Annotated in this window: 17 protein-coding genes; 14 read left to right on the forward strand and 3 right to left on the reverse strand. The window is 51.4% G+C overall.

Annotated features, from left to right (window positions below; translation table 11 throughout):
• Positions 1–136: 136 nt before the first annotated feature.
• The 3 genes from HX773_RS19660 (at position 137) to HX773_RS19670 (ending at position 4245) form a co-directional block, all read left to right on the forward strand.
• Positions 137–2665: an Ig-like domain-containing protein gene (locus HX773_RS19660; RefSeq protein ID WP_176972926.1), complete on the forward strand. Its 2529-nt coding sequence runs from the start codon at positions 137–139 to the stop codon at positions 2663–2665.
• Positions 2666–2828: 163 nt separating this feature from the next.
• Positions 2829–3743 carry an OmpA family protein gene (locus HX773_RS19665; protein ID WP_176972927.1) on the forward strand — a complete coding sequence of 305 codons (915 nt, stop codon included), beginning with the start codon at positions 2829–2831 and terminating at the stop codon, positions 3741–3743.
• A gap of 271 nt (positions 3744–4014) precedes the next feature.
• Positions 4015–4245, forward strand: a complete 231-nt coding sequence (locus HX773_RS19670) for a hypothetical protein (protein ID WP_176972928.1) — start codon at positions 4015–4017, stop codon at positions 4243–4245.
• A gap of 431 nt (positions 4246–4676) precedes the next feature.
• Here HX773_RS19670 and HX773_RS19675 read toward each other — a convergent pair whose 3' ends face one another.
• Positions 4677–5294 (reverse strand): response regulator transcription factor, encoded by a 618-nt coding sequence (locus tag HX773_RS19675; protein WP_176972929.1) that lies wholly within the window; start codon positions 5292–5294, stop codon positions 4677–4679.
• Positions 5295–5392: 98 nt separating this feature from the next.
• Positions 5393–8941: a transporter substrate-binding domain-containing protein gene (locus HX773_RS19680; RefSeq protein ID WP_370463622.1), complete on the reverse strand. Its 3549-nt coding sequence runs from the start codon at positions 8939–8941 to the stop codon at positions 5393–5395.
• A gap of 451 nt (positions 8942–9392) precedes the next feature.
• Between HX773_RS19680 and HX773_RS19685 the strand changes: the two genes are divergently transcribed.
• The 10 genes from HX773_RS19685 to HX773_RS19730 all read left to right on the forward strand — a co-directional run bounded on the left by HX773_RS19685 (position 9393) and on the right by HX773_RS19730 (position 23623).
• Positions 9393–9794, forward strand: a complete 402-nt coding sequence (locus HX773_RS19685; RefSeq protein WP_176972931.1) for a hypothetical protein — start codon at positions 9393–9395, stop codon at positions 9792–9794.
• Between the two features lie 183 nt (positions 9795–9977).
• The gene (locus HX773_RS19690; RefSeq protein WP_176972932.1) at positions 9978–10790 is read left to right on the forward strand and encodes a DUF2846 domain-containing protein; all 813 of its coding nucleotides are present in this window, start codon (positions 9978–9980) and stop codon (positions 10788–10790) included.
• A 177-nt stretch (positions 10791–10967) separates the two neighbouring features.
• The gene (locus HX773_RS19695) at positions 10968–12269 is read left to right on the forward strand and encodes an Ig-like domain-containing protein (RefSeq protein WP_176972933.1); all 1302 of its coding nucleotides are present in this window, start codon (positions 10968–10970) and stop codon (positions 12267–12269) included.
• Positions 12270–12310: 41 nt separating this feature from the next.
• Positions 12311–12817 carry a hypothetical protein gene (locus tag HX773_RS19700; RefSeq protein ID WP_176972934.1) on the forward strand — a complete coding sequence of 169 codons (507 nt, stop codon included), beginning with the start codon at positions 12311–12313 and terminating at the stop codon, positions 12815–12817.
• A gap of 252 nt (positions 12818–13069) precedes the next feature.
• Positions 13070–15361 (forward strand): type I secretion system permease/ATPase, encoded by a 2292-nt coding sequence (locus HX773_RS19705; RefSeq protein ID WP_176972935.1) that lies wholly within the window; start codon positions 13070–13072, stop codon positions 15359–15361.
• Positions 15358–16602, forward strand: a complete 1245-nt coding sequence (locus HX773_RS19710) for an HlyD family type I secretion periplasmic adaptor subunit (protein ID WP_176972936.1) — start codon at positions 15358–15360, stop codon at positions 16600–16602. Before HX773_RS19705 ends, HX773_RS19710 begins: the two co-directional genes overlap by 4 nt.
• Positions 16603–16604: 2 nt before the next feature.
• Positions 16605–18536: a TolC family protein gene (locus HX773_RS19715; RefSeq protein ID WP_176972937.1), complete on the forward strand. Its 1932-nt coding sequence runs from the start codon at positions 16605–16607 to the stop codon at positions 18534–18536.
• A gap of 52 nt (positions 18537–18588) precedes the next feature.
• Positions 18589–19308, forward strand: coding sequence for a response regulator transcription factor (locus HX773_RS19720; RefSeq protein WP_176972938.1), 720 nt, complete (start codon positions 18589–18591; stop codon positions 19306–19308).
• A 5-nt stretch (positions 19309–19313) separates the two neighbouring features.
• Complete coding sequence (locus HX773_RS19725; RefSeq protein ID WP_176972939.1) at positions 19314–19943, forward strand: LuxR C-terminal-related transcriptional regulator; 630 nt, start codon at positions 19314–19316, stop codon at positions 19941–19943.
• Positions 19944–20098: 155 nt separating this feature from the next.
• Positions 20099–23623 carry a transporter substrate-binding domain-containing protein gene (locus tag HX773_RS19730; RefSeq protein WP_176972940.1) on the forward strand — a complete coding sequence of 1175 codons (3525 nt, stop codon included), beginning with the start codon at positions 20099–20101 and terminating at the stop codon, positions 23621–23623.
• Between the two features lie 96 nt (positions 23624–23719).
• Here HX773_RS19730 and HX773_RS19735 read toward each other — a convergent pair whose 3' ends face one another.
• Positions 23720–24232: a heme-binding protein gene (locus tag HX773_RS19735; protein WP_218168306.1), complete on the reverse strand. Its 513-nt coding sequence runs from the start codon at positions 24230–24232 to the stop codon at positions 23720–23722.
• Positions 24233–24693: 461 nt separating this feature from the next.
• Here HX773_RS19735 and HX773_RS19740 point away from each other — a divergent pair.
• Positions 24694–26003 (forward strand): hypothetical protein (locus HX773_RS19740; RefSeq protein WP_176972941.1); only part of this gene is annotated, 1310 nt, incomplete at its 3' end.

Consider the following 26003-nt stretch of genomic DNA (forward strand, 5'->3'; position numbering starts at 1 on the left):
GACGCCACCGGTGCCACCATCGGTGACGTCACCAACAACCCGAATCCGGTTGTGGTGGGTACGGCCGACCCGTCGGAAGAAGGTTCGGTGATTGAAATCCGTGACCAGGACGGCAACGTGGTGGGCACCGGCGTCGTTGACGAAGACGGCAACTNNGGAAGAGGGTGACTACGAGCTGATCGCCGTCATCATCGACCCGGCCGGTAACGAAACCGAAATGGAAGGCGACCCGATCGAGCTGGAAGTGGACATCACGCCACCGGACGCACCTGAGCTGATCGGTATTGAATCGGCCGGCGATCCGTCCGTGATCCTGCCGATGGCTATTCTGGATGTGATTACCAACAACAATGCACCGGTGGTGAAAGGGACTGCCGATCCGCGTGAAGCGGGCGGCCGCATTGAAATCCGCGATGAGAACGGCGTGGTGCTCGGCACCGCCGTGGTAGATCGTGACGGCAACTGGCGTGCGCCGATTTCTCCGGCGCTGGCGGATGGCAACTATCAGATGCAGCCGGTGCTGATTGACCGTGCGGGCAACGAGACGCCAACCCGCGACAGCCTGAACGTGACCATCGATACCGTGGCGCCGGAGCTGCCGGATGACGGTTCAATTGGTCCGGGCAACGCGTTCGAGGGTGCGTGGGACGACGTGGGTGTCGATACCGGCTGGATCGCCGGCGGCAGCGCCACCGACGATGCGCGTCCTGATTTTAAAGGCGCGGGCCTGACGGCGAATGCGGGTGAGTACGTCATCATCTACAACGGCAACACCGAGCTGGCTACCGCGACCGTGCTGGACGACGGCACTTGGTCGTGGACGCCGGGTAGCGATCTGGCAGACGGCAGCTATGAAGTGAGCATCGCGCTGCGCGACAAGGCGGGTAACGAAAGTGGCAGAAGCGATTCACTGAACTTCGATATCAACGTGAGCGCCTCCCGGCCGGACGTGCCGGTGATTAGCGGCCTGTACAATGACGAAGGCTCGTCTGAGGTGCGCATCAGCAACGGCGTTACCAACGACTCCACACCGGTTGTCCGCGGGACGGGCAGCGACGGTTCGGTGGTGACGTTGTATGACGGCATGCGGGTGGTTGGCTCGGCGACCGTGGTGGCTGGCGTGTGGCGCATCGAATCGGCTGCGCTGGCGGAAGGAGGACATCTTCTGACCGCGATTGCGCGCAACGCGGCAGGCGAAGCGACCAGCACCGGCGTGGTACTGACGGTTGACGTCACTGCGCCGAACGCACCGACCGACATCGTGGCCTTTGACAAGGTAGGCAGTTCAACCGGCGCGATCAGGAACGGCGCGACCACGGACGACAGCAGCCCGCGCTTAAGCGGCAAGGCCGAGGCGAACAGCCTGGTTTATGCCTACGACAACGGCGGCACCCGCGCCATCGGCTCGGCGCTGGCGGACGCGGACGGCAACTGGACGATCAACCTGTCTAACAGCCTGAGAAACGGCAACCACTCGCTGACCTTTAAGGCGGTAGATCAGGCCGGTAACAGCAGCGGTACGTCGGCTGCTATCGGATTCACGGTCAATGCAGACTTCAATGGTGATGGAGACGACTTCACTTTTAAAAGTAGTTATAACCCGGACGTGAACCCAGAAGAGGGTTTTAACCTAGGATTTGATTATTACGCTTTAACTGAAGGTACTACTATACGTGGAACTTCGGGCCTGACGATATTTGCAAAGGAAGGATCCGTAGGAAACTATTTAGGGACAGGGGAAGGACCAACACATGATGTTTGGTTAGATGACTATGGGAACGTAAAGGGGGGGATTCATAATTTAAGCTTGCAAATTTCTATAAATGGTAAAGCACACTTTACTCCTCCAAGAGTCACCGATCAGATAAAATTTGACTATATTGGGATTCAGTTTGCGAATCGCGCTAAAGTGATCGTTTATGATATTAACGGGCAGATTATACAGGAGCGGTGGTTAGAAGTAACCGAGGGCAATTGGCCGCGACAACCAGGTAAGACGATGTTAATCCAGGCTGAAGGTATAGCCAGTTTTGAAGTGTTCTATGACCGACCTGGGCCCGGCATTAGCACCACCATTAAGATGGATAATCTTGAATGGGCACCTCAGTCAGGGCGGTCGCTGGAGGTGTTTGCACAGGATAATGAAGACTCTGCTGCACTGATCGACGACTGGGATTTAAATACGGACACGGTCAGCGAGCCGAAAGTGACGGCTGATGGCAGGGACTTTACCGCTGAAACCGTGGCCGCGATTGAATCCAGCGACGTAATAAAAGGCGATGAGAAAATCAATGCGCTGATTATTACCGGTCAGGACCAGATTATTGATTTAACCCGCCTGGGTAATAAGCTGGAATCCATTGAGGTGATCGATATTACCGGCAGCGGGAATAACACCCTGAATATCAGCCTCGGCGATATTCTGGTGCAGGGCGATACTAACCTGTTTATTCATGACGACACCGTGCAAATGATGGTGAAAGGGAATGCGGGTGATGTGGTTAATCTCAGTGATTTGGTCAAAGGCAGCGATGAAGGTGACTGGGCGAAAGCCGAAGGTACCGTCGAAGTGGCCGGCGTCAAATATGAGGTTTATCAACACAGCGCGCTGGACGCGGAGTTATTAGTGCAGGAGGGGATTCAGACTAACCTGCTGAATAACTAAACCGCGTTGCGTAACGCACCTTTATAAAACCGACAATATTCGGTGAGCAGCCAGATGGTTTATCCCGGGCAACCGGGGTGAATCATCGCCAGTACTGCCAGCGGATATTCAGGTTAACCCTTATTTAATTCCGGCTGCCCTATTGGGTGGCCGTGGAGGAGTCATGACGTTATTTAAAAAATCTGTAAACGCCTCAGCCCTGTATTTAGCGCTGAGCGCTTCACTGGTTGCATTTGTTCACGCCGCGCCGGTGGAAACCGTGTATGGCAAACACTATCAGCCGGTGGCCAGCGTGGCGCAGGCGCAGTCACAAATCGTGTTCTATCGCGAAGCCGACCAGCAGCCGGGCAGCGCCAACGTCTATATTGACGGCGAGTTCCAGTCGGCGCTGTTGCCGAACGCTTTTACCACCTTCTGCCTGGCACCGGGCAACCACAGCGTCGGTGCGTTCGTGAAGGATGCGCCGATGTATGCCGGTAAACGCGCGCAGCCGTTCCGCACCGCGCTGCAAGGCGGCAACACCTACTTTATTAAAGTCGGTGACGGCCTGAGCGGCATGCCGGTTTCCGTGACCCGCGCAGATGCTGAGCGTGCGCTGAAAACTATGCGTCAGCAGGCGCACACGCTGTCGCGCGCCTCGTCCGTGGAAGCCTGCCAGTACATTGGCCAGGCGGAGAAGCAGTACAAAGATTACAGCCTGTCGAGCGACGTGCTGTTTGCCTTCGGTAAGTCCGACCGCGCTAACATCACCCGCAACGGCCACGCTGCGATCCGTGATTTGGTGCAGCAGATCCGCCGTGAAAACACCACGCTGCGTAATGTGCAGGTGATCGGCCATACCGACCAGATCGGTTCAGCCGCGGCCAACGACGCGCTGGGACAGCGCCGCGCGGAAACCATCCGTTTGCTGATGGTGCAGGCCGGCATTCCGGCGCGTGACATCACCGCCGCCAGCGCCGGCATGAGCGAGCCGCTGGTGCACGACTGTTACGGCAGCAAAGCCGAGCAGATTTCGTGCTACGCGCCGAACCGCCGCGTGGCCATTCGCGTGGACGGCAGCAGCGAAGTGCAGGAGTAAGCATGCTGCGCGGTGGGGCGATATTCCCCGCGCAGTAATGCAGCAAAGTTCTCAAGGCCGGTTAATCCCGGCCTTTTTTTATGCCTGTCTTCAGGTTGATTAAATCTTTAAGCCACGGCAAGGGCGATATCCCGGCAGCAGCGCTTTATGCGCCATTACCAATGCAAATCAATGCGATTGAGGGGGGTAATCCAGTTGAATGATGCTCACGAAAAATGACGGATAAGAGGTTAAGACCTTCGTCATTTACGCCACCATACCGGTAGGCAAGGTGATTGGCGAGTTTGACGTCGGCACTATTCTGGCGCGTGAACCGGGAGAGTTATGGCAGGAAACTAAAAAGTATGCGGGCATTATGCGCGCGTTCTTTGATGCTTACTTCATGAAAAGAGCGACGGGTTTTGCTATTGAAATTAAAAATCCCAAGCGCTACACCGAGCAGGTGACTTTATCTGAAATGGTGCCGGGTGCGATACCGCCGCAATCCTTCCGCTATATCTGATCTCTGCAGCTGCCTGGCACCTGCTCTCTACTTAAAATCATCAGGTCTGAAATCCGCAGAATAGCGGAAAGCGTCATCACCTCTTTTGGATGTTTGAAGAGTATTGCTGTGGGCAGTGCAACTGCGCAGATTAAAGCATGCATCTGGTTTGAGCGTTACTGATCGCCTTAATGGGATATAAAGTACGCCCTCCGCGTTTGCAGGAAGGGTAGCCATAATTATCTGTTGCAATTATTATGGCTCATTACCGTTAAGTTCCCCTGGCGTATTTATAAACGTCATCAGCTTCACTTAATGAAGAGGAGATGTTTCAGAAAACAGCGTGAATCTTTTTGATGTGTGCCTATCAATGTAATTAAAATTTGTATCTATTTTATTGTCACCGTAGCGACAGCTAGATATCAAATGCTTCCGAAGACTTCCAATTGAAGCTAAAAAAGAAAATTTCTACGTGCCAGATCAACAATATCAATGACGTTATTGGTTGCCATTTTTTGCATCATTTTAACTTTATAGGTGCTGATGGTTTTATTACTCAGGTTCATTTCCTGAGAAATGGTTTTAATCGATTTTCCAGCGCCAAACATCCGCAATACCTGAAACTCCCGGCGGGTAAGGGAGGATAAAACACGGGCATCATTCGGATATTTATCTTTGTGCTGGAACTGCTCTTTAGAGTAAGCGTGCTTGCCCTCTTCAATCTCCTCAATGGATTCAAATAACGTCTCTAACGGCCAGGATTTACACACATAGCCTTCAATGCCCATCTGCAGGCTTTGCTGAATATGATAGTAACTCTCTGATATAGATAGAATTAACGTTTTAAGTTTAGGGTTATAACTTCGCAGTAGCGCCAGTTTTTCATAGGCTGACTGATCCTGAAATAACGGCTCCAGGATAAGGATCTGCGGTTTGTGATGAATGTTGCTTAACAGCATGTCATCTAACGTTTCGGCGATAACAGCAATGTTATAACCGCGTTCGGTTAAAATACGTTTTAATCCGCGACGTATAAGCGGGTTAGTTTCGACTACAGAAATCGTGGTCATCCTGAAATAATCCTCCTTTAAACAACCGTTAAATACTGTAACACAGCATTTAACGCATATTGACCAAGACGTGTCTTTTAAAAAGTATCACAGAGGAATTACTTTTCGTCAGCGGTTAAGTGACGTTCCAGTTCTTCCACTCGCTCTGTGATAGCTATTAATGCTTCACGAAAATCGCTAATTGTGCAACTTTCGTCCTGACTGATGTTTTCCAGCAGGGCACAGGCTTGTTCCAGTTCATTTCTCTGCATAATTCGCGCACCTCCGAGTAATCGGTGCGCCATCTTAGCTATTTGCAAACGATCACCGCTCTCCACCATTTTTGTCAATTTGTGCAAATCGCTGCGATTGGTGCGAATAACTTCTTCGTGTAAAAACTTTAATGCCTGCAGACGTTTCTGGTCGTCAGATATAATTTCTTTCGCCGGGGTGAATGTGCTGCGACCCATTAATCGGTTCACCGCGTCATGTAATTGCGCGCTGCGCACTGGCTTGAAGAGACATTCGTTCATGCCGGCTTCACGGCATTTATCCACCACGCTGGATTGCGCGTGTGCAGTCAGTCCCAGAATCGGCTTGGGCGCTTTATTGTGCTGCAACTCCCATTGGCGAATATGGCGCGTCAGTTCAAAACCATCCATGCCAGGCATCGTTACATCGGTGGTGATAAGATCGACCGCCACGCCAGAATGCAGGATTTCAAGCGCTTGCTCACCACTCTCTGCGGCTGTTACCTGGTGGCCCATCATCTCCAACTGCTGGGTCAACAGTAGGCGATTGGGGCTGTGATCGTCGACGATCAGCACATGCATAGATCGCTCATCGTCGGCATGCAGCGCGATAGTTTCTGCGGCACAGGCCTCAGCAGAGAAGTAAAACAGGAAGCTCGCACCCTCGCCGGGTTCGCTTTCAACTTGCAGTTCACCGCCCGTTAATTCCGCTAAGCGGCGACAGATACTCAAACCAAGTCCGGTGCCGAGCCGCGCCTTGCGTCCCTCAACCTGGACGAAGGGGGCAAAGATGCGTTCCTGCTGTTCGCTCGTCAATCCTGGACCGGTGTCCGTCACATCGATCACCAGATCGCTGCGCCCGTCATTGACCTCCTGAGATTGATAAACGCTTACCGTCACGCTGCCGCTGTCGGTGAACTTAATGGCATTACTGACCAGATTGGAAACCAACTGATTAATCATTAACGGATCAAGCAGATAGGTAGTGTGTTCCAGCTCGACTTCCAGCGTCAGTTCCAGGCCTTTTTCTCGCGCGCGATTTTCAAACAGATTGACCACGCTGCCTACCAGCTGTGGCACATCGATACAGCTGGTGCGCAGCTCATAGGTGCCAGACTCAATCTTCGAGAGATCAAGAATATCGCCAATCAATAACAGCAGTGATTTAGCCGATTCCCAGGCTACACGTACGTTCTCGTTGTTGATGCCTTGCTGCTGATGCTCATTCACCTCCAGCTCAAGCAGTCCAATAATCGCATTCATCGGCGTACGGATTTCATGGCTCATACTGGAGAGGAACACACTTTTTGACTGGTTAGCCAAATCGGCTTCGTCTTTGGCGCTACGCAAGTCATTCACCAGCTTCTCTTTTTCGCTGATGTCGAGCCAGCCGCCAATCACGCCCACCACCTCATTGTTGGTGTCACGCCACGGCACAATCCAGTGGTGAACAAAGCAGATGGCGTTATTTAACTTCAGCGGGCCTTCGTAAACCTCGGGCACGCCATCGGTCATTACCCGTTTAATGATGGTTCTCAAACGGTCCTTAACCTGTTCATCCAGATGGTCACTTTCCAGTAAATACTCCGCGAGCGTCTTATCCTCTCCCGCGTTCAACGCCTGACGTAATGCCGGATTGGAGTGCACCAGACGCTTTTCACGGTCCAGGACATATAACGCAATCGGTGAGGCATCGATGAGCGTACGCACAAACGCGAGCTGATCGGCGAGGGCACGCCGTGCGCTTTCACGCTGCCGGCTAACGCGGTGGATGTGACGGTTCCACAGTAGCAGCAGCGCAACCATCAGCACGATGCCGCCAGCGACTTTAATAATCACATCCTGCCAGTCGCGCCACGACGGCTGGCGTAGCGCGTTGTTTTTCGGTTGCCAATGCGCATTAATGCGTTGCAGGGATTCAGGCGGTAAATCCAGCAGCGCTTTGTTCATGATGCTAACCAGCAGCGGATTATCAGGGTTAGCGGCCATGCCGATTCTGGCGATGTCATCGCCTAAACGAATGCCAATTTTGAAGCCGCGCTCGGGATCCGAAGCCAGCAGATAATCCGCGTCAAACTGCGTGGTGACAACGCCATCAACCTCGCCTTTTTTCATCATCGCGTAACCCATTTCCACCGAAGGATTGGTCACGATGGCGATATCGGGATAGTGCTGCTGCAGCCATGGCGTGATTGGATTGAACTGCGTCACCGCAATTTTTCGCCCACGCATGGCGGTCAGGCTGCTGAGGGTGGGCGATGTGGCATTGACCATCAGCACCACCGGCGTCATCAGATAGGGACGGGTGGTCAGCACATTCCAGGTGGTTTGGTAATCTGCCGTCATCGGGACCACCGCATAGAGCGCGTCCGGATGTTGCTGGCCGAGGCGGATCATCTCGGCACGCCCGTGTGCCGCGATGAAGTTAAACTTCATGCCATAGCGGGACGCCAGCGTATTCATCAAGTCCACCACCACACCGTTGAGCTTGCCCTCTTTATTGATAAAAGCGTTGGGTGCCGTGGTGGCGTTGAACAGTACGGTGATTTCCGGATGGGTGCGCAGCCAGTTCTGCTCTTCCGCCGTGACTGCGAGCGGATTGGCTTTAATCACATTGTCGCTGGTTAATCCCCAGCGATTGGCAATGCCAATACGGCTGGCGAGCGGGATGCGGTTTAAGGATTCATTGATCGCCCGCAGCAGCAGTGGGTTACTTTTACTCACGCCAAATGAGAGATTGAGGTTGCTGAGTACTGGGCTTTGAATAATTCGGAACTTAGTCGCGAAGCCATTCCGGGTAATGAAATCGGCGGTTGAGCGATTAATCCAGGTCGCGTCGCTTTGCCCCCACGCCACGGCAGAAACGGCATTGATGTAGCTTAATTCGGGTTTGATACTGGCATCCGGATAAGCCTGCGCCAGCTCCGCTGCGCGACTGTAATCAGCAATATAGCTCAGCTTGCGTCCCGCTAAGTTCAGCGTCGAGTTCGATGGCTCTTTATCGCGTAACAACAATACTGAGTGATCCAGCAACCAGGGCAGGCTGGGAACGATGTTGTCGCTAGGGTACAGATCGGCATTGTAGGCGCTGAGTAAATCGATGCTGCCCGCCGCTAATGCGGCCTGCGCGTCTGCAGGGCTGGTGAAGCGATGCACTTCAATTTTGACATCAAGCGCGCGTTCCAGCACATGGATGTAATCTGCGGCTAAGCCTTCATAGGTTTTGGGATCCACGCTCAAATAAATCGGCGGCTGATCGGGGCCCCAAACGCCCACTTTTAAGGTTGGATGCTGAGCCAGCCAGCGGGTGATTGGCGCATCAAACTTAATCTGGGTGGTGATGACCTCGCTGCGTGGAACTAACGTCAGAGGTGTGGAAGCCGCTGATACCGCAGTGGCCAACAGGCTTAACAGCACCAAGGCAATTCCTGAGTTAAGAAGTTTTCGCAGCATAAAAACGTGAGGTCCTGTAGGAAAAGTTGCGTAGATCACCGCAGGTTAACGAAGGGATCAGGTTGCTGTTAAGCGTAAAGATAGGCGGGAAGTGTAGCTTTTTCCTGGATGCCCTACGAAGAAATATCATGGTTATGAATGAATGCAAGACACGTCTTCCCGATAATCAGCGCGTGCCATCACATCACGCAGCAAAAATAATTTAGCGCTAATTTCCTTAGCGTCAGGTAAGCGTCACTGACAGCGTGTTCAGGTGACATTTTGCTTACTAAAGGCGGCAGAATTGCGCGCCCGAAATAAACCAAGATGAGTCTTGTATCCTATATGCAAGAAAATTCCTACTATCTGCCGCATCCGATATCGCGCCTAACCAATGAGTCAGTTGCGATATTTCTATCTCAACATAGGGTTTAAAATGAAAAGTATCGTCACTGCTATTAGCGCCGTTTTATTACTTTCCGGCTGCGTGGCAGCCAAAAAATCGACTCCTGCACCTGAGGTGAAATCCGTGGTAACGGCTCCGGCACAACCTTTACGTGTTTCTGCTGCCGAATCTCAGACCCAGGATTACGCCTCGCGTATTATGCAGTGCCGTAAAGAACTGGATGCACTGCAGACCTATAACGTGGCTAAACATCAGCAATTTAAAAATGAGTTTGATAGAACCGCTGGCCAATTGAAAAAGTATCTCGAAGTAAAAAATGGCATTAGCAGTGATGTAAATGATTTGGCAATGCCTAAATATCAATTTGCTATTCGTGATGTGTGCTTCCGGGTAAAAAGCGAGCTGGCAACCAGCATTATTAAGGCAGCTTAAATAACATCATCATTTAAACCCTGTTCAACGAAAGAACGGGGTTTATGGTTTTATCGGATTTTAAAACCGGGATACATCTTGTTCCAATAAAAAGTCAATTTACCTAGGCTGGCGGCAATTAAAACGTTGTAGAAGGTGGCGGTGTGCTGCCGCTCTATTTAGACATTTCCAGGGAAATCTAAAATGCCTGCTGCTAAGCGTCTGGTGATTTGCTCGCTGTTGTTTGCTGCCGTTGTACCTCCGGTTATTGCCTCCACCGTTTCAACCAATCCGTTTGGTGAGGCTTACCGTAAACATCAACCGGTGACGCCAGCCCTAAGCCAGGTGGTGTTTTACCGGCAGAATACCCTCGTCACCGCCAGTGGCGGAGCAAATATCTATATTAATGGAAAAATGCACACCAGCTTATTGCCCGGCGGTTACACCTCTTTCTGTGTACAACCCGGCACTCACCATCTTGGCGTAAGGTTAGGGCGGTTTTTACCTGGCACGGGAGAGGATAAAAGCCAGTTTGTGACCACCATGAAGCCCGGACGCACCTATTTCTTGCGGGTAGATGAGCATACCTTGATGCATGAACCGCCTAAATCGGTCAAATCCGCGTTAGGGGAAGATGAGTTAAAACAGACGCGTCGCCAGGCGCATTTGCTGTCCCGCGCCACGTCCGCACTGCCCTGTGCCTTTGATTATGCCTTGACGCAGCCCAGGGTAGACTATCTGTTACCCAGCCAATCGCTGTTCTTATCTGATACCACCTTGTCGCAGCAGGGACGCGAAGCCATCGCCGATTTAGTGGTGCAAATCCGTCAGGACCACGCGTGGATCAATCAGCTGCAAGTCAATATGGTTGATCCCGCCAGCACAGGGCCCGCGCAACAGCAGCGTGAAGCGCAGTTCCGTCAGGCGCTTATCGATGCCGCCATCTCTCCCGATAGCATCACCTTCGTGCGCAATGCGCTGCCGCAGCAAAACGTCTTTGTTCTGCAGGTCAATTAATTTCTGTTGGCAATATCCGCGATAACACATTTGGCACAATCAAGACCTGGCTTGTGGTGAAGTTATCGTCAGAACATCAGAATTGTCTGATATGGCGGGACAGCGAGTGCAGCCCGTCTTTCAGCAATTCTGATGTGAAGAAAACTGCAACTTCTGCGGCGAATGAGGATATTCACTATGAAATTATTTACCCCTACACTGGCTGGCACCGCCCCGACAGCGTGGTTGTCCAACCTGATACAGCAAAACTTTTCTACGGAACGCGCTGATAAATTCAAAGCCCATGATTGGCAGAATGTTGATGTACGCAGCCATGCATGGTCAGAAGGCGGACATTTGATGCAGTCTTTGAATCAGGCTAACGGCGTGATGTCGTTGCATGGCTTGATGGTGCACGGCTCCGCCTGCGCTTCGTTATTGGCGCTCGGCGGCATGGCAGCCGTTGGTCGTGAAAGCAGTTTTGAAATGATCATGGCGAGTGCGAAAGCCGCCGCGGCAGTCACTAAAGTCCAGCTGGTGGGCCAGTGGGCGGCCATCGCGGATGACACAGCAGTTGCACAGCCAAAAGAGACGCAGGCATCTAAAACGGAATCTGATGACACCGGCGCTTTCAACGCTACCGAAAGTCTCGACGATGCCACTGCTGAGATTGAAAACATCCAGTTTACTATGCAGGCCGAGCCACAGATCGCCGATGCGGCGGCAAACGCCGGTTTCATCCAGCTCGAACTGGCTGCCAGCGAGCTGGAACTGTTAGACGAGGCGGTTATTGATTCGTCGCTGAATGACGCCAGTAACTTCAGTTTTGAGGTGCTCAATCAGCGTCAGGAATCTCTGCTGGATGCCTCGCTATCTGATGAAGATCGCTTGACGTTCGCCGGTAAGGGCGTACCTGCAACCATGGTTGAAGTCCTTAACCAGCATGGTGAAGTGATGGGCAGCAGCGTGGTGGATGCCAGCGGCAACTGGTTTATTCAACTACAAACGCCACTGGCAGAAGGGAATTATGAATTCAGTCTGTATACCACTGACACCCAGGGTATACGTGAAATCGCGGCAGAACCGATTCGACTAATCGTGGTTCAGACTAAACCTGTGGAGAGCGATGAATTAAGTGTGTCGGACTTGATCAGCGCGGTTCCACTCATCACCACCGTGCCGTTAATTGACACCGCTTCACCGATTAATCTGACGCCGGTTGAACCTATTATTCAGCCAGCTAAAGCTGACTTTGCTTTTGGGCTCAGTGAACTACTGCCAGTGGGTGAATCAGATCTGTTCTTAGACGAGCTGCCGCTGGAACTTTCGCCACCACTGGATGAATTAAGTCTGCAAATGTTGATTCATCCACAAGGTGGCATCACGCTTTGGGAAGAGGAAGAGACATTAATGCTGACTCAGTTGGGTGATGTCGCCAGCTTTGTGGCTAATCCGCTCGAGCCGCTGCTGGATAACCGACTCTCAGATAATACCTATTAAGATGGAAGGCGGGTATTTTAATCAATACCCGCAAAACTCCGATGACAAAAAGAATTTTTCTTCTTACTTTTTTCATGCTGTTGATGAAAAATGGTTTTGCGATTCATCCCACCCCAGAAAATGCCTCAACCATTGAATCAACCTTCGTACAAAGTGAGCTTGGTCAGCACCAGGCACGCATCGTTTATTATCGTAAAGACGATCGTTTTACTGAGGGAACGGCAAATTTATATGTTAATGGTGAATATCACGCCTCGCTGCAGCCAAACAGCTATGTGGTATTTTGTCTTACGCCTGGGGAACACTTTATCAGTGCCTGGACAAAGGAAGCGCCGCACTATTTAGGCAAGGAAGCGCTGACCGGCGAATATCAACTTGCGCAAGGTGAAACGGTATATCTGCGCGTAGACAGTGAAATTAACGGTCGCTCGGTTAATAAACCCGCGTCAATGGCGCTTAATGAATTAAGTGGACTGGATAAAAGCATCCATTTACTTTCGCGCGCATCTACGATCCAGGTTTGTCACAAGGGTGTTGTCGCGCCTTAATTTTTACTTCATATCAACCCCATAAGCCCTAATTTCATTATGGCTTATGGGGTGTTTACCATATAGATATCTTTTCCAATCATCTTAATCCTAAAAGTAAAAGTAATTTCTTATTTAGCTCTCCCAGACCTTAAAGCAACCAAGACCCGGCTTGTATCTCAACCCCCTCCCGTCTGTCAGAATTTTCTCAAATCGCAGGAATATTCCTGCACGAAGAATTGCCACCAACGACACACCGACTGAGATGCTGAAATGGATGCGAATTCGCTGACAGAGCAACAATCTGAATTGCAAGCCACTGCGCGCGTGCAAACACGTATTGACGACACACTACTGCAAAGCCTCTCCTGGGTTTGCCACTACTACGGTTTAGGTAAAAGTGATGACGCCTTAATGGCCGGCTTGCCAAAAGGCACGCTGCTGACGCCATCACTGGCACTCAAGGCGCTGGAAAATGCCGGCATGACCGGCGGTCTGGTAGAGCGTCAGGCGTGGGAGCTGCCTGAGCAGGTTATGCCGATTATTCTGATTCGCAAAGGCGCGGGCGGCACCCTGTTGTTAGGCCGTGAACGTCGTAAAAACGATGAAGATAAGATGACGATTTACTACCAGTTGATCATGCCGGAAATCAGCATGTCACCGGTGGAGATCACCCATGAAGAGCTGATGGAGTGGTACGCCGGTTTCGCCATTCTGGTGAAACCCACCGCGAAAGTGGATCCGCAAGTGGCAGAAGACCTGCCACAAAACCAGAAGCATTGGTTGTTCAGCACTCTGTGGGTGTATCGCCGTTATTACCGCAGCGCTGCATTGGCGGCAGTGATCGTCAACGTGCTGGCGCTGGCGAGCATCTTCTTCACCATGAACGTTTACGACCGCGTGATTCCAAACCAGGCGTTTGTCACGCTGTGGTCATTAGCGATTGGCGTTGTGGTGGCGATGGTATTTGAAGCCGTCACACGTTATGTACGTGCGCACCTGCTTGATGTGGCAGGGAAAAAAGCAGATCTGATTTTGGGCAGCGTGCTGTTCCGCCAGGCTCTGGCCGTGCGCATGGAGAATAAACCATCCTCATCTGGCCTGTTTGCTAACCAACTGCGTGAGTTCGAGTCAGTACGTGACTTTGTTTCATCTGCAACTCTGGCAGCCATTTCTGACTTGCCGTTTGTCCTGCTGTTTGTTGCCGTCATCTTCACCATTGGTGGCCCGCTGGGATGGGTGCCATTGATGATGATTCCAACCATTATCCTGGTCAGCCTGATTATTCAGTGGCCACTGAAGAAAATCATGCGCAGTAACTTGCAGGAAGCCTCTCTGAAGCAAGGCGTGTTGATTGAATCGATTGAAGGCATGGAAACCCTTAAAGCCGTGGCGGGTGAAGCCCACATGCAGCGCCGCTGGCAAAACTTCAGCGCCATGCAGGCTACCAGCGGCATGCAATCTAAGCGTATTTCTACCGCCGCGATGGGCGCCGTGACGTTCTTGCAGCAGTTCCAGACCGTGTTGTTGATTGTGATTGGTGTGTATCTGATCTCCGATGGCACGCTGACCATGGGTGCGTTGATCGCTACCGTGATGTTGTCTGGCCGTGCCACTGCGCCGCTAGGGCAGGTAATGGGGTTAGCGGTGCGTTTCCAGCAGGCGAAAGCGGCTCTCGATTCGCTTAACAAGCTGATGGATATGCCGACCGATCGTGACCCACAGCAGAACTATCTGCCGGAGCCAGAACTCAATGGCGACATTGAGCTGAAAGAGATTGCGTTCTCCTATCCAGCACCGCCTATGCGCCCTAATCCGGAAATCCTCACCGGCATCGGTTTCAGCATCAAAGCGGGTGAGCGTGTGGCGATTTTGGGCCGCATCGGTAGTGGTAAATCGACCTTACTGCGCATTATGGCGCGCCTGTATCAGCCCGTGAAAGGGCAGGTATTTGCCGGTGGGCTGGACATAAACCAAATCGACCCTGCGGACTGGCGTCGTTCGGTGGGCTATGTCGGCCAGGATGCACGTCTGTTTTACGGCACCCTGCGTGAGAACGTGATGATTGGCCAGCCAGATGCCACCTCCAATGAATTGCTGCGTGTGCTGCGCCTTACCGGACTGGATCAAATTGCCGCACGCCACCCAAGCGGGATCAACCTGCCGGTGGGCGAGCACGGCAACGCCTTGTCGGGTGGGCAGCGTCAGCTGGTCTCCCTGGCGCGCACCCTGTTATTACGCCCTAAAGTGCTGCTGCTTGATGAACCCACCAGTGCGATGGACAACCAAACCGAGGCCATTTTCCTTGAGCACCTTAAGCGTGCCACGGCTGAACAGACGCTGGTGGTGGTGACGCATCGTCCCTCTCTGCTGGCTCTGGTTGATCGCATTATCATCGTCGAAAACGGCAAGGTGGCCGCTGACGGTCCTAAAGACAAAATTCTGGCGAGCCTGCGTGGCGATAACGCTCAGCCGCGGGCGCAGCAGAAAGTCGTTGCTACCCCGCAGGCCTCAGCGAACGAGCCCGTTAACCCAGAGGCGCAAGCTGAGGAGAAGACAGTATGAAATGGCTCCGTTTCGGTTTCGGCAAAAAGAAGAAAACGGTCTCTGCCGCCGATGCCCAATTTATGAGTGACATCCAGGAATCACTGATGTCACAGAGCACGCCGGGCTCGCGCCTGGTGCTGTGGATGATTCTGCTTATTTTTAGCTCCGCCATTATCTGGGCCAGTCTGGCAAGGGTCGAAGAGATCACGCGCGGCGACGCCACCATTATTTCCAAGAGCCGCGAGCAGGTTATTCAGAGCCTTGAAGGCGGTATCCTGGCGGAGATGAACGTGCGCGAAGGCGGCATCGTCGAGCAGGGGCAAATCCTGCTGAAAATTGACCCAACGCGTGCGCAATCGAGCTATCGCGAAGTGCTGAATAAAGTGATTGGCCTGAAAGCCACCATTACGCGTTTGCGTGCTGAAGCTTACCAAATGCCGCTGAAATTTGATGAGCAGGTGATGAGCGACCCGGCGGTGGTTCAGCAGGAGACGCGTGCCTACAACTCGCGCATGAAAGCGCTGGATGAGAGCGTTGAAGCCTTACAGCGTAGCTATGCGCTCTCGATGCGCGAAGTCTCGCTGGCCGAACCGCTAGCGAAACGCGGATTGCTGTCAGAAGTTGAGCTGCTGCGTATGCGCCGTTCAGCCAACGATCTGCTGTCGCAAATCGTTGAGCGTAAGAACCGCTTCCAGGCCGATGCCAACTCCGAGTTAATCAAACTGGAGCTGGAGCTGTCGCAAACCTCGGAAAACCTGATTGGTCGCTCTGACGTGCTCGACCGTACCAGCATTAGTGCTCCGGTGCGCGGCACGGTGAAGAATGTGCGTGTCAACACCATCGGCGGCGTTATTCAGCCGGGCGAACACATCATGGAGATCGTTCCACTGGAAGATCAGCTGCTGGTGGAGGGCAAAATCCGTCCTTCTGATGTCGCCTTCCTGCGTCCCGGTTTACCGGCGATGGTTAAGATCACTGCCTACGACTATGCGATTTATGGCGGTCTAACCGGGAAAGTGGAGTTTATCAGTCCCGACACCTTAAAAGATGACCAGAAATCCGCTGCGGGTCGCCCGGATGACACCTATTACCGCGTGATGGTCCTGACGGATAACAGTTCGTTGCACGCAGGTGGCAAGGAACTGCCGATTATCCCTGGAATGATCGCCACGGTTGAAATTCGGACCGGTGAGAAAACCATCCTTGACTACTTGCTGAAACCGGTGATGAAAGCCCGTGAAGCATTCCGTGAGCGTTAATAATGAATAACTCTACTCCACAGATGAAAACGCAGATTGGCTTGTTGGCGCTATTAATTGCTGCGCAATTTTGGATGGTTCCGGCAGATGCCAGCACAGAAGATGACGAGCTGTTAGCGTTCGTTACGGTGGCACAGCAGGGCGCAGCTAAACCTGCACCTGCACCGGTAAGAATGCCTGCACCTGCGGTCATCATCCCATCCGCACCGACTCCAGCACCCGTGCTTGCGCCGGTGACACGATCCGCGCCGCTGAGCGCAGCACAGCCGCGACCTGTAGCAACCCAGACACCGGCGCCGATTCGAGCGGCAGTGCCGACGCCGGTACCTGCAAAAGCGCCGGTGCCTGTGACGGCTCCGCGCGCTACGGATCGAACAGGAGGCATGTTGATGTGGGAAACGGCGCCATCCAATCCGAACGGACAACATGCGCCGCAAGCCTCGGCCAGCTCTGCGCTGCCACAACCCACGTTAGTGGCGGAGAAAGTCGCCGCGCCGGTGGAAGTGAATAAAGGTCAAGGAACAGCGGTAACCACGCAAGCGCAGCAAAAGGCGGCGCAGGAGCTGTATCAGCAACAAAAGCTGGATTTCGATCCGTTCACCGCCGTACCGGAAGAGCCGGTTGCGGCTTCTAATAAGGAAGCGAACCAACTTAACCGGATTAATGCGTTACCGCCTGCAAGCGCGTTGAATCGCAGCCATCATGTTGGTGGCCCGGATGAAAATGCGCTTAGAGCCATTTTCTATCGCGCCACCCAAATTGCGTTGCAGACCAGCCCACAGCTGCGTAGCGCGCAGTTCAGTGCTAAGGCCGCCGATGCCAGCGTCGACGAAGCGAAAGGCCAGCGCTGGCCGCAGGTTGATGTGGGCACCAGCTCGCGTTCGTATCAGTTTGGTGGTGGCGAGAAGAGTAAGCAGAGCAATACGCCGGCAGTGAATCTCAACATGGCGACCACGCTATATGACTTCGGTCAAACCAGCAACACCATTGATAGCCGACAGAAAACTGCGCAAGCTGCCGGTATTGCGGTGAATGCATCGGCAGAAGATTTGGCATGGCAGGTCAGTTCTGCGTTGGTTGAACTGAGTAAACAGCGCCTGATTATCGAGCTCAGCCAGCAATATGTGGCGCGGATGAAAGAGCTGGTGAGAATGCTGAGTGGCATTGTCGGTTCGGACCCAGGACGTCGCAGTGAATTAACCCAAGCCAGAGGGCGTGAGCTGCAGGCGCAATCCTCGCTGGATAACGCACTGGCCAAAGCACGCGAAACCGAAATTACTCTGCATAAGTTAATCGGGCAGACCGATATTCCGTTACCGCGCACCGCACAGTGGAATGTCAGCCTGGTGTCGATTGAGCGTCTGCTGGGCACAGTGGATAACCATCCGGTGATTCGTCAGGCGCGCGCGCAAACTGAAGCCGCTGTCGCTGAAGCGAAAGCGGTGCGTTCATCAAATTTGCCTAAGATTAACTGGGTAGTGAGTAAAAATACCGCTGAGGATCAGTTTGGGCGTCAGCAGGCGTGGCAAACCGGCGTGAATGTCAGCTGGGGTCTGTTCCGCGGCGGTTCAGGTACGGCTGCAGAGCAGGCTGCACTGCAACGCGCTGAAGCGCAGCGCGAACAAATTGCAGAACAAAAGCGCGATCTTGACTATCGTATACGTAACGCAGACCAGGACGCGCGTTCTATGCTGCAGCGTGCTGATCTATACCGTAATTTGACGGTTGAGTCCGATCGTATTCGCTTGGCGTTCTTTGACCAGTGGTATCATCTTGGGAAACGGACTTTGCTTGACGTGTTATCTGCAGAATCTGATTACTACAACAACCGCGTGGCCGAAGTGACTAATCGCTTCGACAGTTACAGTGCCACCTTCCGCGGCTACGCCAGCGCAGGCCAGCTCATTCCATGGCTGAGTGGCAACTTACGCTGATTTCGCTGGATATCAGTCATACAAAGAGATTATTTACTGAGGTCATTAAAAAATGAGTTGGTTATCTGATAACAAAAAAATTTCTATCGTTCTGCTTGATGATCATCCCATTATCCGCAGATCGCTGCAGATGGTGATTACGGATGAAAAAGACTTTGTGCTCAGCGGCTGTTTTGGCCTGAGTAACGAGTTGATGCGTTACTTACGTACCGATCGGCCTGATGTCTTGATCCTCGATTATATTTTGGGCGATGAAGAGTTAGATGGATTATCGCTAATTCGTCAGATTTTAAATCACTATCCGGAGATGAAAATCTTGCTCTCCTCCTCAGTTGAGAGCCTGGCAGTGATCCGCACGGCTTATAACATCGGTATTCGTGGCTACGTGAGTAAACGCGCGACGATGGAAGAGTATTTTCATGCTATTCGTCAGGTTGATAACGGCCAGATTTACCGTCCGGAAAATATTAAACATGAGCTGCTGGCCATGCCGGTAAAAGCGCCGTCGGCCCCAATGAATAAGGGCGAAGAGGGCGTTGAAGGTGAAGCAGCGGAAAGTCGTGAAGTTGTCTTCCGCAATGTGCAATTGCTTACCCCGCGTGAATCTGAAATTTTGCGTTGCTTCCTTGATGGCATGACGATTTTGCAAATCTCCGCCAAAATAAAGCGCAGTCGCAAGACTATCAGCGGCCATAAACAATCCGGCATGCGTAAGCTGGGTATTAAAAGCGATATTGAATTGTTAAAATATCGCGATGATTTATTCAACTGATCATTATGAATAACGTAATCATTGTCGAAACGCTCGAGCAAAGACGAAAAGTCATTCAGTCTGTATTACTCACGCAAAATATGCGGGTATTAGGGAGTGCAACTAATGGTTATGAAGCCCTGCATCTGGTAGAAAGCGTTGCAGCAGATACAGTAATAATGAGCACGGAATTACCCGCCATTTCAGCTATTGAGGTGCTGGAACTTCTCAAAAAACGCCAATATGCGGGAAAAACTATCCTGATTGCGGCGCACCCCGAGCGACTATCAACCGAGGCTTATCGTCGCTGTGGCGCGGCAGCACTGATTGGCGAAGATAATCTTCCCCAGGATCTGCCGCGCGCCATCGATGCCGTTCAGTACGGCTACGCTTTTTTTCCATTGCAAACCTGCAGTGATGTGGTGGAATTAAATACCAGCAGCACACCGTACGCTCTGGAAGAGAAACTCTCTGCGCAAGAGCATAAAGTATTGCAATACCTATTAGGTGGATTAAGTAACAGTGAAATCGCGAAAATGATGGGGCTCAGCTGTAAAACGATCAGTACCTATAAAGCACGTGTGTTACAAAAGACCAAGGCAAGAAATCTGGTTGAGCTGGTAGGGAAATTATCTCCCACGGCAAAGTTGCTTTGACACGCTATTAAGCAGAGAAGCGGCTGAAGATTATCAAGTTGACCTGCTGCAAATGAGGGTTTTAACGTGAAAGGAGCATTATGAGACTTTGGCGTCGGGTCAGATTACTGTTAAGTCTCAGCGTACTTATCCTAAGTTGTGGATTGACTCAGGTTATGGCTGCAACGGAACAAATGACCTTGCTCAGTCGTGTAGATTTTGCAACGGACGCTATTCCTAAGCTTACGTTATCGCCTGATGGTGAACGGTGGGTTAAACAACATCCGGTATTAAAGGTGGGCGTCTCTTCACGAGATTGGCCGCCGTTCACCATTCGTACTAGTCGCAATGAATTACAAGGTATTTCGGCTGAATATCTCGTACAGATTGCTTCTATGCTAGGCGTTTCCGTTGAGATCACCCAATTCAATACGGAGCAGGCGCTGTGGCAGGCGTTAAAAGAGAATAAAATTGATCTTATTCCCTCCGTTACCAGCTGGATCGCGCCGCCAGGAAGTCAACTCACTCAGCCTTATACCGGAGTACAGTCAATAATTGCGGTACCATCGAAGCAAAATCAGCAGCCGGGACATTATTTAACCGACCGTACTGTGTCTATGGTGCGCGGTTATATGCCAGAAGTGATATTTAAGCGGTATTATCCACTGGCTAAACTGCAAGTGTACGATAATTATCAGGATGCAATCAGTGCGGTAGCATTTGGACGGGCTGATGCTTATTTCGGTGATGCTTATCCGGTAAGTCGTAATTTTCTTAATAATTTACGTATCGCACAATATGCCAGCACACCAGAAGCGAAAATTAGCTTTGCAGTGAACGCCAATAACGCGACCATGCTGGCCATTTTTGATCAGGCGATAAACGTACTGCCACCCGCTTATTCTCGCTATGTGTTAGCGTTCTGGTTGCCCGGTAGAGGAGGGTTGCTGCAGGAAGGGCAGCATATCAATTTGAGTAGTGGGGAGCTACAGTGGATACGAAATCATCCGCAATTAGATGTGTTGACGCTTGATAATTATGCCCCGGTTTCGTTCATTGATAATAACGGCAATGTAAGAGGTGTTGGCCCCGATGTCCTTGCGCTGGTGGCTTTACGCACCGGTTTGAATTTCCGTTTTAACCGTGCCGATGATGTTGAATCGATGATTAACCAGGTCGGTGAAAAAAAAGCAGACCTCATTGTAGCCTTAACGCCCAGCGCTAAACGGCAGGAGACGCTTCGTTTTTCACGTGGGTATTTGCGCAATGCTTTTGTGTTAATCGTACCTAAAAATGATCGTAAAACATTGGCAGTAAGCGATTTGCGTGGCAAACGTTTGGGTGTTATTGCCGGTACGGCGTTAGAGTCAATAATCGCAAAGCAATATCCTGATATTGAAATAGTTCATGCCAGTGATGCCAGCCACGTTTTGGAGTTGTTGGATGACGGAAAAGTAGATGCCGTCATTAATACGTTGGTCAATACCGAATATCAGTTAGTCAGTCTTTATCATGATGCTTTTAAAATCGTTAATACGGTCGGTGATAATCCTGCTTATATCTCTTTCGCAGTGTCAGCCAATGAACCGATGCTACAACAGATTATTGATAAAGTTTTACTCTCCTATGCACCCGATGAGTTAGATCTTATTGGTAATCGCTGGCGACCTAATAATATGGTGGTAGCCGACAGCGTGTGGTATCGCTATCGCACCACCATCATCACTTCGCTCAGTGTTGCCCTGGCGCTGATATTGATCTCCGCCGTTTGGACCGTTTATCTCCGTCGGCAAATTAAACTTAAACAGCAGGCGCAAGAAGCGCTGGCCGATCAGAACCAGAAAATGCACCAGCTCGTGGATGGCACGCCATTCCCGATGTTTAGCCGTGATAGCGAAGGACGCTTAACTGACTGCAATCGGCTCTATCTGGATACGGTTGGCAGCGAAAAGTCGCAATGTCTGGGACGTAATATCATTGAAGAAGGGGTGCTACACGACCCACAACAAGCCATCGACTCACACCAGATGTTTTTGGATGTAATGGCGAATGATACACCTGTATTCGCCGACCGAACGTATGTGCTAAACCCACACTCTGGGGATCAGCAGCAGCTATCTGTTTTCTTCTGGGTGCTGCCGTTCCGCGATGCTGCCGGTAATATGGCCGGCGTGCTGGGCGGGTGGATGGACATTACCGAACGCGAAAAAATGACTAAAGCATTGCGGGTGTCTAAAGAGCAGGCCGAAGAGGCCAGCCGGGCTAAATCGACCTTTTTGTCGACTATGAGCCATGAAATACGCACCCCGTTGAATGCAATCATTGGCATGCTGGACATTGCCATCCATAAGGGCAGGCAGGGTGAGCTGGATATACAGGCGTTGGAAGTGGCAACAGAATCCGCTGAAGGTCTGGTCGAGTTAATTGGCGATATTCTCGACATCTCACGTATTGAAAACGGTCGCGTTGAACTCGATCCCAAACCCGGTAATATCGCCGAGATTGCCCGCAGTGTGGTGAATACCTTCAAAGGATTAGCACTGCAAAAACAGCTGCAGCTGACGCTGATCTTGCCAGAAGAAATGCCACGCAACGTCCAGATTGATGCCTTGCGCATTAAGCAGGTGATAGCGAATTTGCTGAGTAATGCTATTAAATTTACCGACGCTGGTAGCGTGGTATTGCAGGTCAATCAGCATGTTGATGTCAGCAATGACAACGCGACTATCACGCTGGTGGTAAAAGACAGCGGCGTGGGGATTGCCAGCGATCAGCAGCAGCATTTGTTCCAGCCGTTTGAGCAGGCGGACAATCGGCGCAAAGGCACCGGTTTGGGGCTGTATATTAGCCAATCATTCTGCCGGATGATGCAGGGTGATATCACACTGGAGAGCCAAGCCGGCGTGGGAACGATCGTGACCGCATCCGTGATATTGCCGCTTGCGGCATTTACGCCGCCGCTCAGTGCAGAATATCCCGCGCGGCCAGAGATATTTTCTTCGCTGCGCATTATGATTGTTGACGATAACGCCGCGAACCGTTTGCTGATGAGTAAGCAGCTTGCGTTGTTAGGGCATCAGGTGATGGAGGCGGATGGCGGCGAGAGCGGATTGACATTATTCAATCAACAACGCTGGGATGTGGTGATTACTGATTGCAACATGCCGGGCATGGATGGCTATCAACTTACCTCAGCAATCCGCTCAGCAGAACGGCATGGGCAGCATTCCGCCATCCCGATCATTGGATTTACCGCCGATGCGATGAGCGAAGCCCGCGAGCGCTGCTTACGCGCCGGGATGAATGGTTGCTTATTTAAGCCCTGTACCTTAGACGATGTACGTCGGGTATTAGCTGAAGTGGTGCAAACTGCGCAACAGGCTTCACCATCATTTGATATCGCTCTGTTGGTGGGTGATGACGCTACGCTGAAAGCGCAAATCACAGGCCAATTGCTGCGCAATAACCGTTTTTACCTGGAAGAACTTCATCAACTCCTTTCCCAAAGTGATGCGGCGGGATTGCTGACACTTTCAACACATATCGCAACGTCGGCACAAACTGTGAATGCAGCGTTCGTTTTGCAGGCATGTGACGCGGTTAAACATGCAGAAGATGCTGAACGCTTACAGGCAGGTTATCAGCTGAAAAATACCTTAGAGGGTTATGTCGTGCTGCTGGAACAGCAGGTGCATGAATAAACGCTGTTGATGAATCATGCCGCATAGAAGACGTGGCCAATATTATATTGGCCACGTCTTCTTCGCAGGTAAGCCGGAATAAAAACGAATAGGCAGTTATTTTACCAGGCTATCGATACCCGCCTGAGCAAATTTAGCGTCGAGTTCCGGCGTTGCACCGCTGATGCCAATCGCGCCAATATGCGCTCCAGCTTGATTGAAGATTGGTAATCCCCCTTCCAGCACCAGCATGCCAGGAATCGCTGCATAAGGATTTCCGGGTAAGTTTGCGCTTCGCTCGGCCAGCGTTTTTGATGATACGGGAAATTTAGCTGACGTCAGTGCTTTAAGCTGTGAGACTTCAATGCTACCGAAGCTGGTTCCATCCATCCTATTGAAATATTTTAAATTACCATGGTTGTCTATAATGCTAACCACGATGGCAAATCCTTCCTTTTGTGCCGCACGTTCAGCGGCTAACGCCATGGTTTGCGCCACTTCTGAAGTCAGGACATTCTGATTAAATGATTCTTTTTTTGCCGGTTCTTTATGCTCAGTATTACTTTGCGCCATGGCCAACCCGCTACTCATTGAAATAAGGCCGGCAATGAAGATATTACGAAATTTCATGATGTTTATTCAATCCTAAATTAGAGCCTTAATACAAGCCCGGTCTTGTTTACAGTAATGTTGGTAATTAATATATGCGTTAGATTTGCAATGCATTTTACTTCCCCGCATCGAAAAGTGAAGGTGATTAAGTTTCCAATCAGATTGGCGGGGCTGTTATTTTCTCTTTTATTGTCTAATGGTGCAATTGTTTAATTAATAATCACTGGGTAAGTACTATTCGTCAGAATAGTCTTGGCAGGGTTTGTTTGTATGATTTAAAAAGCAAGAAAATCCCTGGGTAAATTCAGTAATTTAATATATTTACATATACAACAACGGCTTGGGTTGAAATCAAACAGAGACCCATCTTGTTTTTTTTAAATGTCCTACCCGATATTTTAGTGATGATTTTATTATTCCGCGCATGGATTGAGTAGGAGAATGCGCGGTTATATGTGACTGAAAAAAGGATTAATAAGTTGAACGATCGTCAAAACAATAACTCGGCGAATATGTTAAATAACACGGATCGACCATTTAATACACAGCAACCTTTTGTGCGTATTGAAAGCGTCATGGATGGAATTAGTCCTAACCCGCTGGCTGACAATAGCACCACAGAAAGTAGCATTATCTTTATCAGTGGTACCACACTCCCGAATGAAACGGTCTTTGTCTTTCTGAACGATGGCCGCCAACGCATTGTTCGTGCCGATGGCGAAGGTAACTGGTCAGCGACGGTCACTTCCTGGGGCAGCTATGGTGAAGCAGCTATCAAAGTAACCTTGCCTTTAGCCAATGTTTCAGACGATTTCAATCTGACCCTGGTAGAGCCAGCACCGGAAACCCGCCCTGCAATCGACAAGATTATCGACGATAGCCACGGATGGATGGACCTCATCGCCCCGGGCTCAACCACTGAAAATGCCACCCCACTGGTATCTGGGTTTGCGCCAGCCGGTTCCCTGGTGATCATTACGGTTAATGGCGAGCCTGTTGGTTCTGTTATCGCAGATAGCGACAACCGTTGGGAGTGGAGCACGCCATTACAGGAAGGGCTCAACACCATCAAGGTTAGCACTAACGGCGAAGAGAGTGAGCCTCTTGAATTGACTTATGCACCATTCGTGGCACCGATTGAGCCAGAACTGGCCATCCTGCAAATCAACGATAGCATGGGTTCCGAAGTGCAGCCGGGTGGGGCCGCTAACAGCAACGACGTCATGCTCCGCGGTACCGGACCTCGCTATCAGATCCTGGAAATTTGGGCGGGTGACAGATTTGTCGGCAATGCGTGGACCGATGAAAACGGTAACTGGCAGCAGTATGTGACCCTGCCGGAAGGTGAAAATAGCCTGAGTGTGAGTGCGGGCGGTATGCAGAGTGAAGTGGTGGCGATCATCACACCGGTTGCGCCACCACCGACGCCGGAAATCTTTTCCGCATGGGCAGACGAAAACAACCTTGGGCCAGTATTCAATGGCGGTATGACCAGCGATGCCACACCGCGCCTTGAAGGCCGCGCAGGCAGTCATGCCGTGGTAGAAATCTGGAACAACCGACGTCCGGTAGGGTCCGTGATCGCGGATCAAAACGGCTACTGGAATTACACACCGACGCTGGCAGAAGGGCGTAACCAATTCGTTGTCATTTCTCAAGGCGTTTCCAGCTCATCCTTTACCATGACTTACGCGCCGGTTGTGGGCCCGGTTGAACAGGAACTGTCGATCACGCAAATTAGCGATACTCTGACCGGCACTGACATCGCGCCGGGCGGTTCAGCCATCAG

Source organism: Pantoea sp. B9002 (assembly GCF_013385945.1).
In the GTDB taxonomy this organism is placed as follows: domain Bacteria; phylum Pseudomonadota; class Gammaproteobacteria; order Enterobacterales; family Enterobacteriaceae; genus Pantoea.

Excerpts from the sequence above, each read along its gene's own strand:
- HX773_RS19695 (WP_176972933.1), top strand. The coding sequence starts at position 10,968 with ATGAAATTATTTACCCCTACACTGGCTGGCACCGCCCCGACAGCGTGG.
- HX773_RS19705 (WP_176972935.1), top strand. The coding sequence starts at position 13,070 with ATGGATGCGAATTCGCTGACAGAGCAACAATCTGAATTGCAAGCCACT.
- HX773_RS19730 (WP_176972940.1), top strand. The coding sequence starts at position 20,099 with ATGGCTGCAACGGAACAAATGACCTTGCTCAGTCGTGTAGATTTTGCA.
- HX773_RS19715 (WP_176972937.1), top strand. The coding sequence starts at position 16,605 with ATGAATAACTCTACTCCACAGATGAAAACGCAGATTGGCTTGTTGGCG.
- HX773_RS19665 (WP_176972927.1), top strand. The coding sequence starts at position 2,829 with ATGACGTTATTTAAAAAATCTGTAAACGCCTCAGCCCTGTATTTAGCG.
- HX773_RS19685 (WP_176972931.1), top strand. The coding sequence starts at position 9,393 with ATGAAAAGTATCGTCACTGCTATTAGCGCCGTTTTATTACTTTCCGGC.
- HX773_RS19735 (WP_218168306.1), bottom strand. The coding sequence starts at position 24,232 with ATGAAATTTCGTAATATCTTCATTGCCGGCCTTATTTCAATGAGTAGC.
- HX773_RS19675 (WP_176972929.1), bottom strand. The coding sequence starts at position 5,294 with ATGACCACGATTTCTGTAGTCGAAACTAACCCGCTTATACGTCGCGGA.
- HX773_RS19700 (WP_176972934.1), top strand. The coding sequence starts at position 12,311 with ATGACAAAAAGAATTTTTCTTCTTACTTTTTTCATGCTGTTGATGAAA.
- HX773_RS19690 (WP_176972932.1), top strand. The coding sequence starts at position 9,978 with ATGCCTGCTGCTAAGCGTCTGGTGATTTGCTCGCTGTTGTTTGCTGCC.
- HX773_RS19725 (WP_176972939.1), top strand. The coding sequence starts at position 19,314 with ATGAATAACGTAATCATTGTCGAAACGCTCGAGCAAAGACGAAAAGTC.
- HX773_RS19710 (WP_176972936.1), top strand. The coding sequence starts at position 15,358 with ATGAAATGGCTCCGTTTCGGTTTCGGCAAAAAGAAGAAAACGGTCTCT.
- HX773_RS19720 (WP_176972938.1), top strand. The coding sequence starts at position 18,589 with ATGAGTTGGTTATCTGATAACAAAAAAATTTCTATCGTTCTGCTTGAT.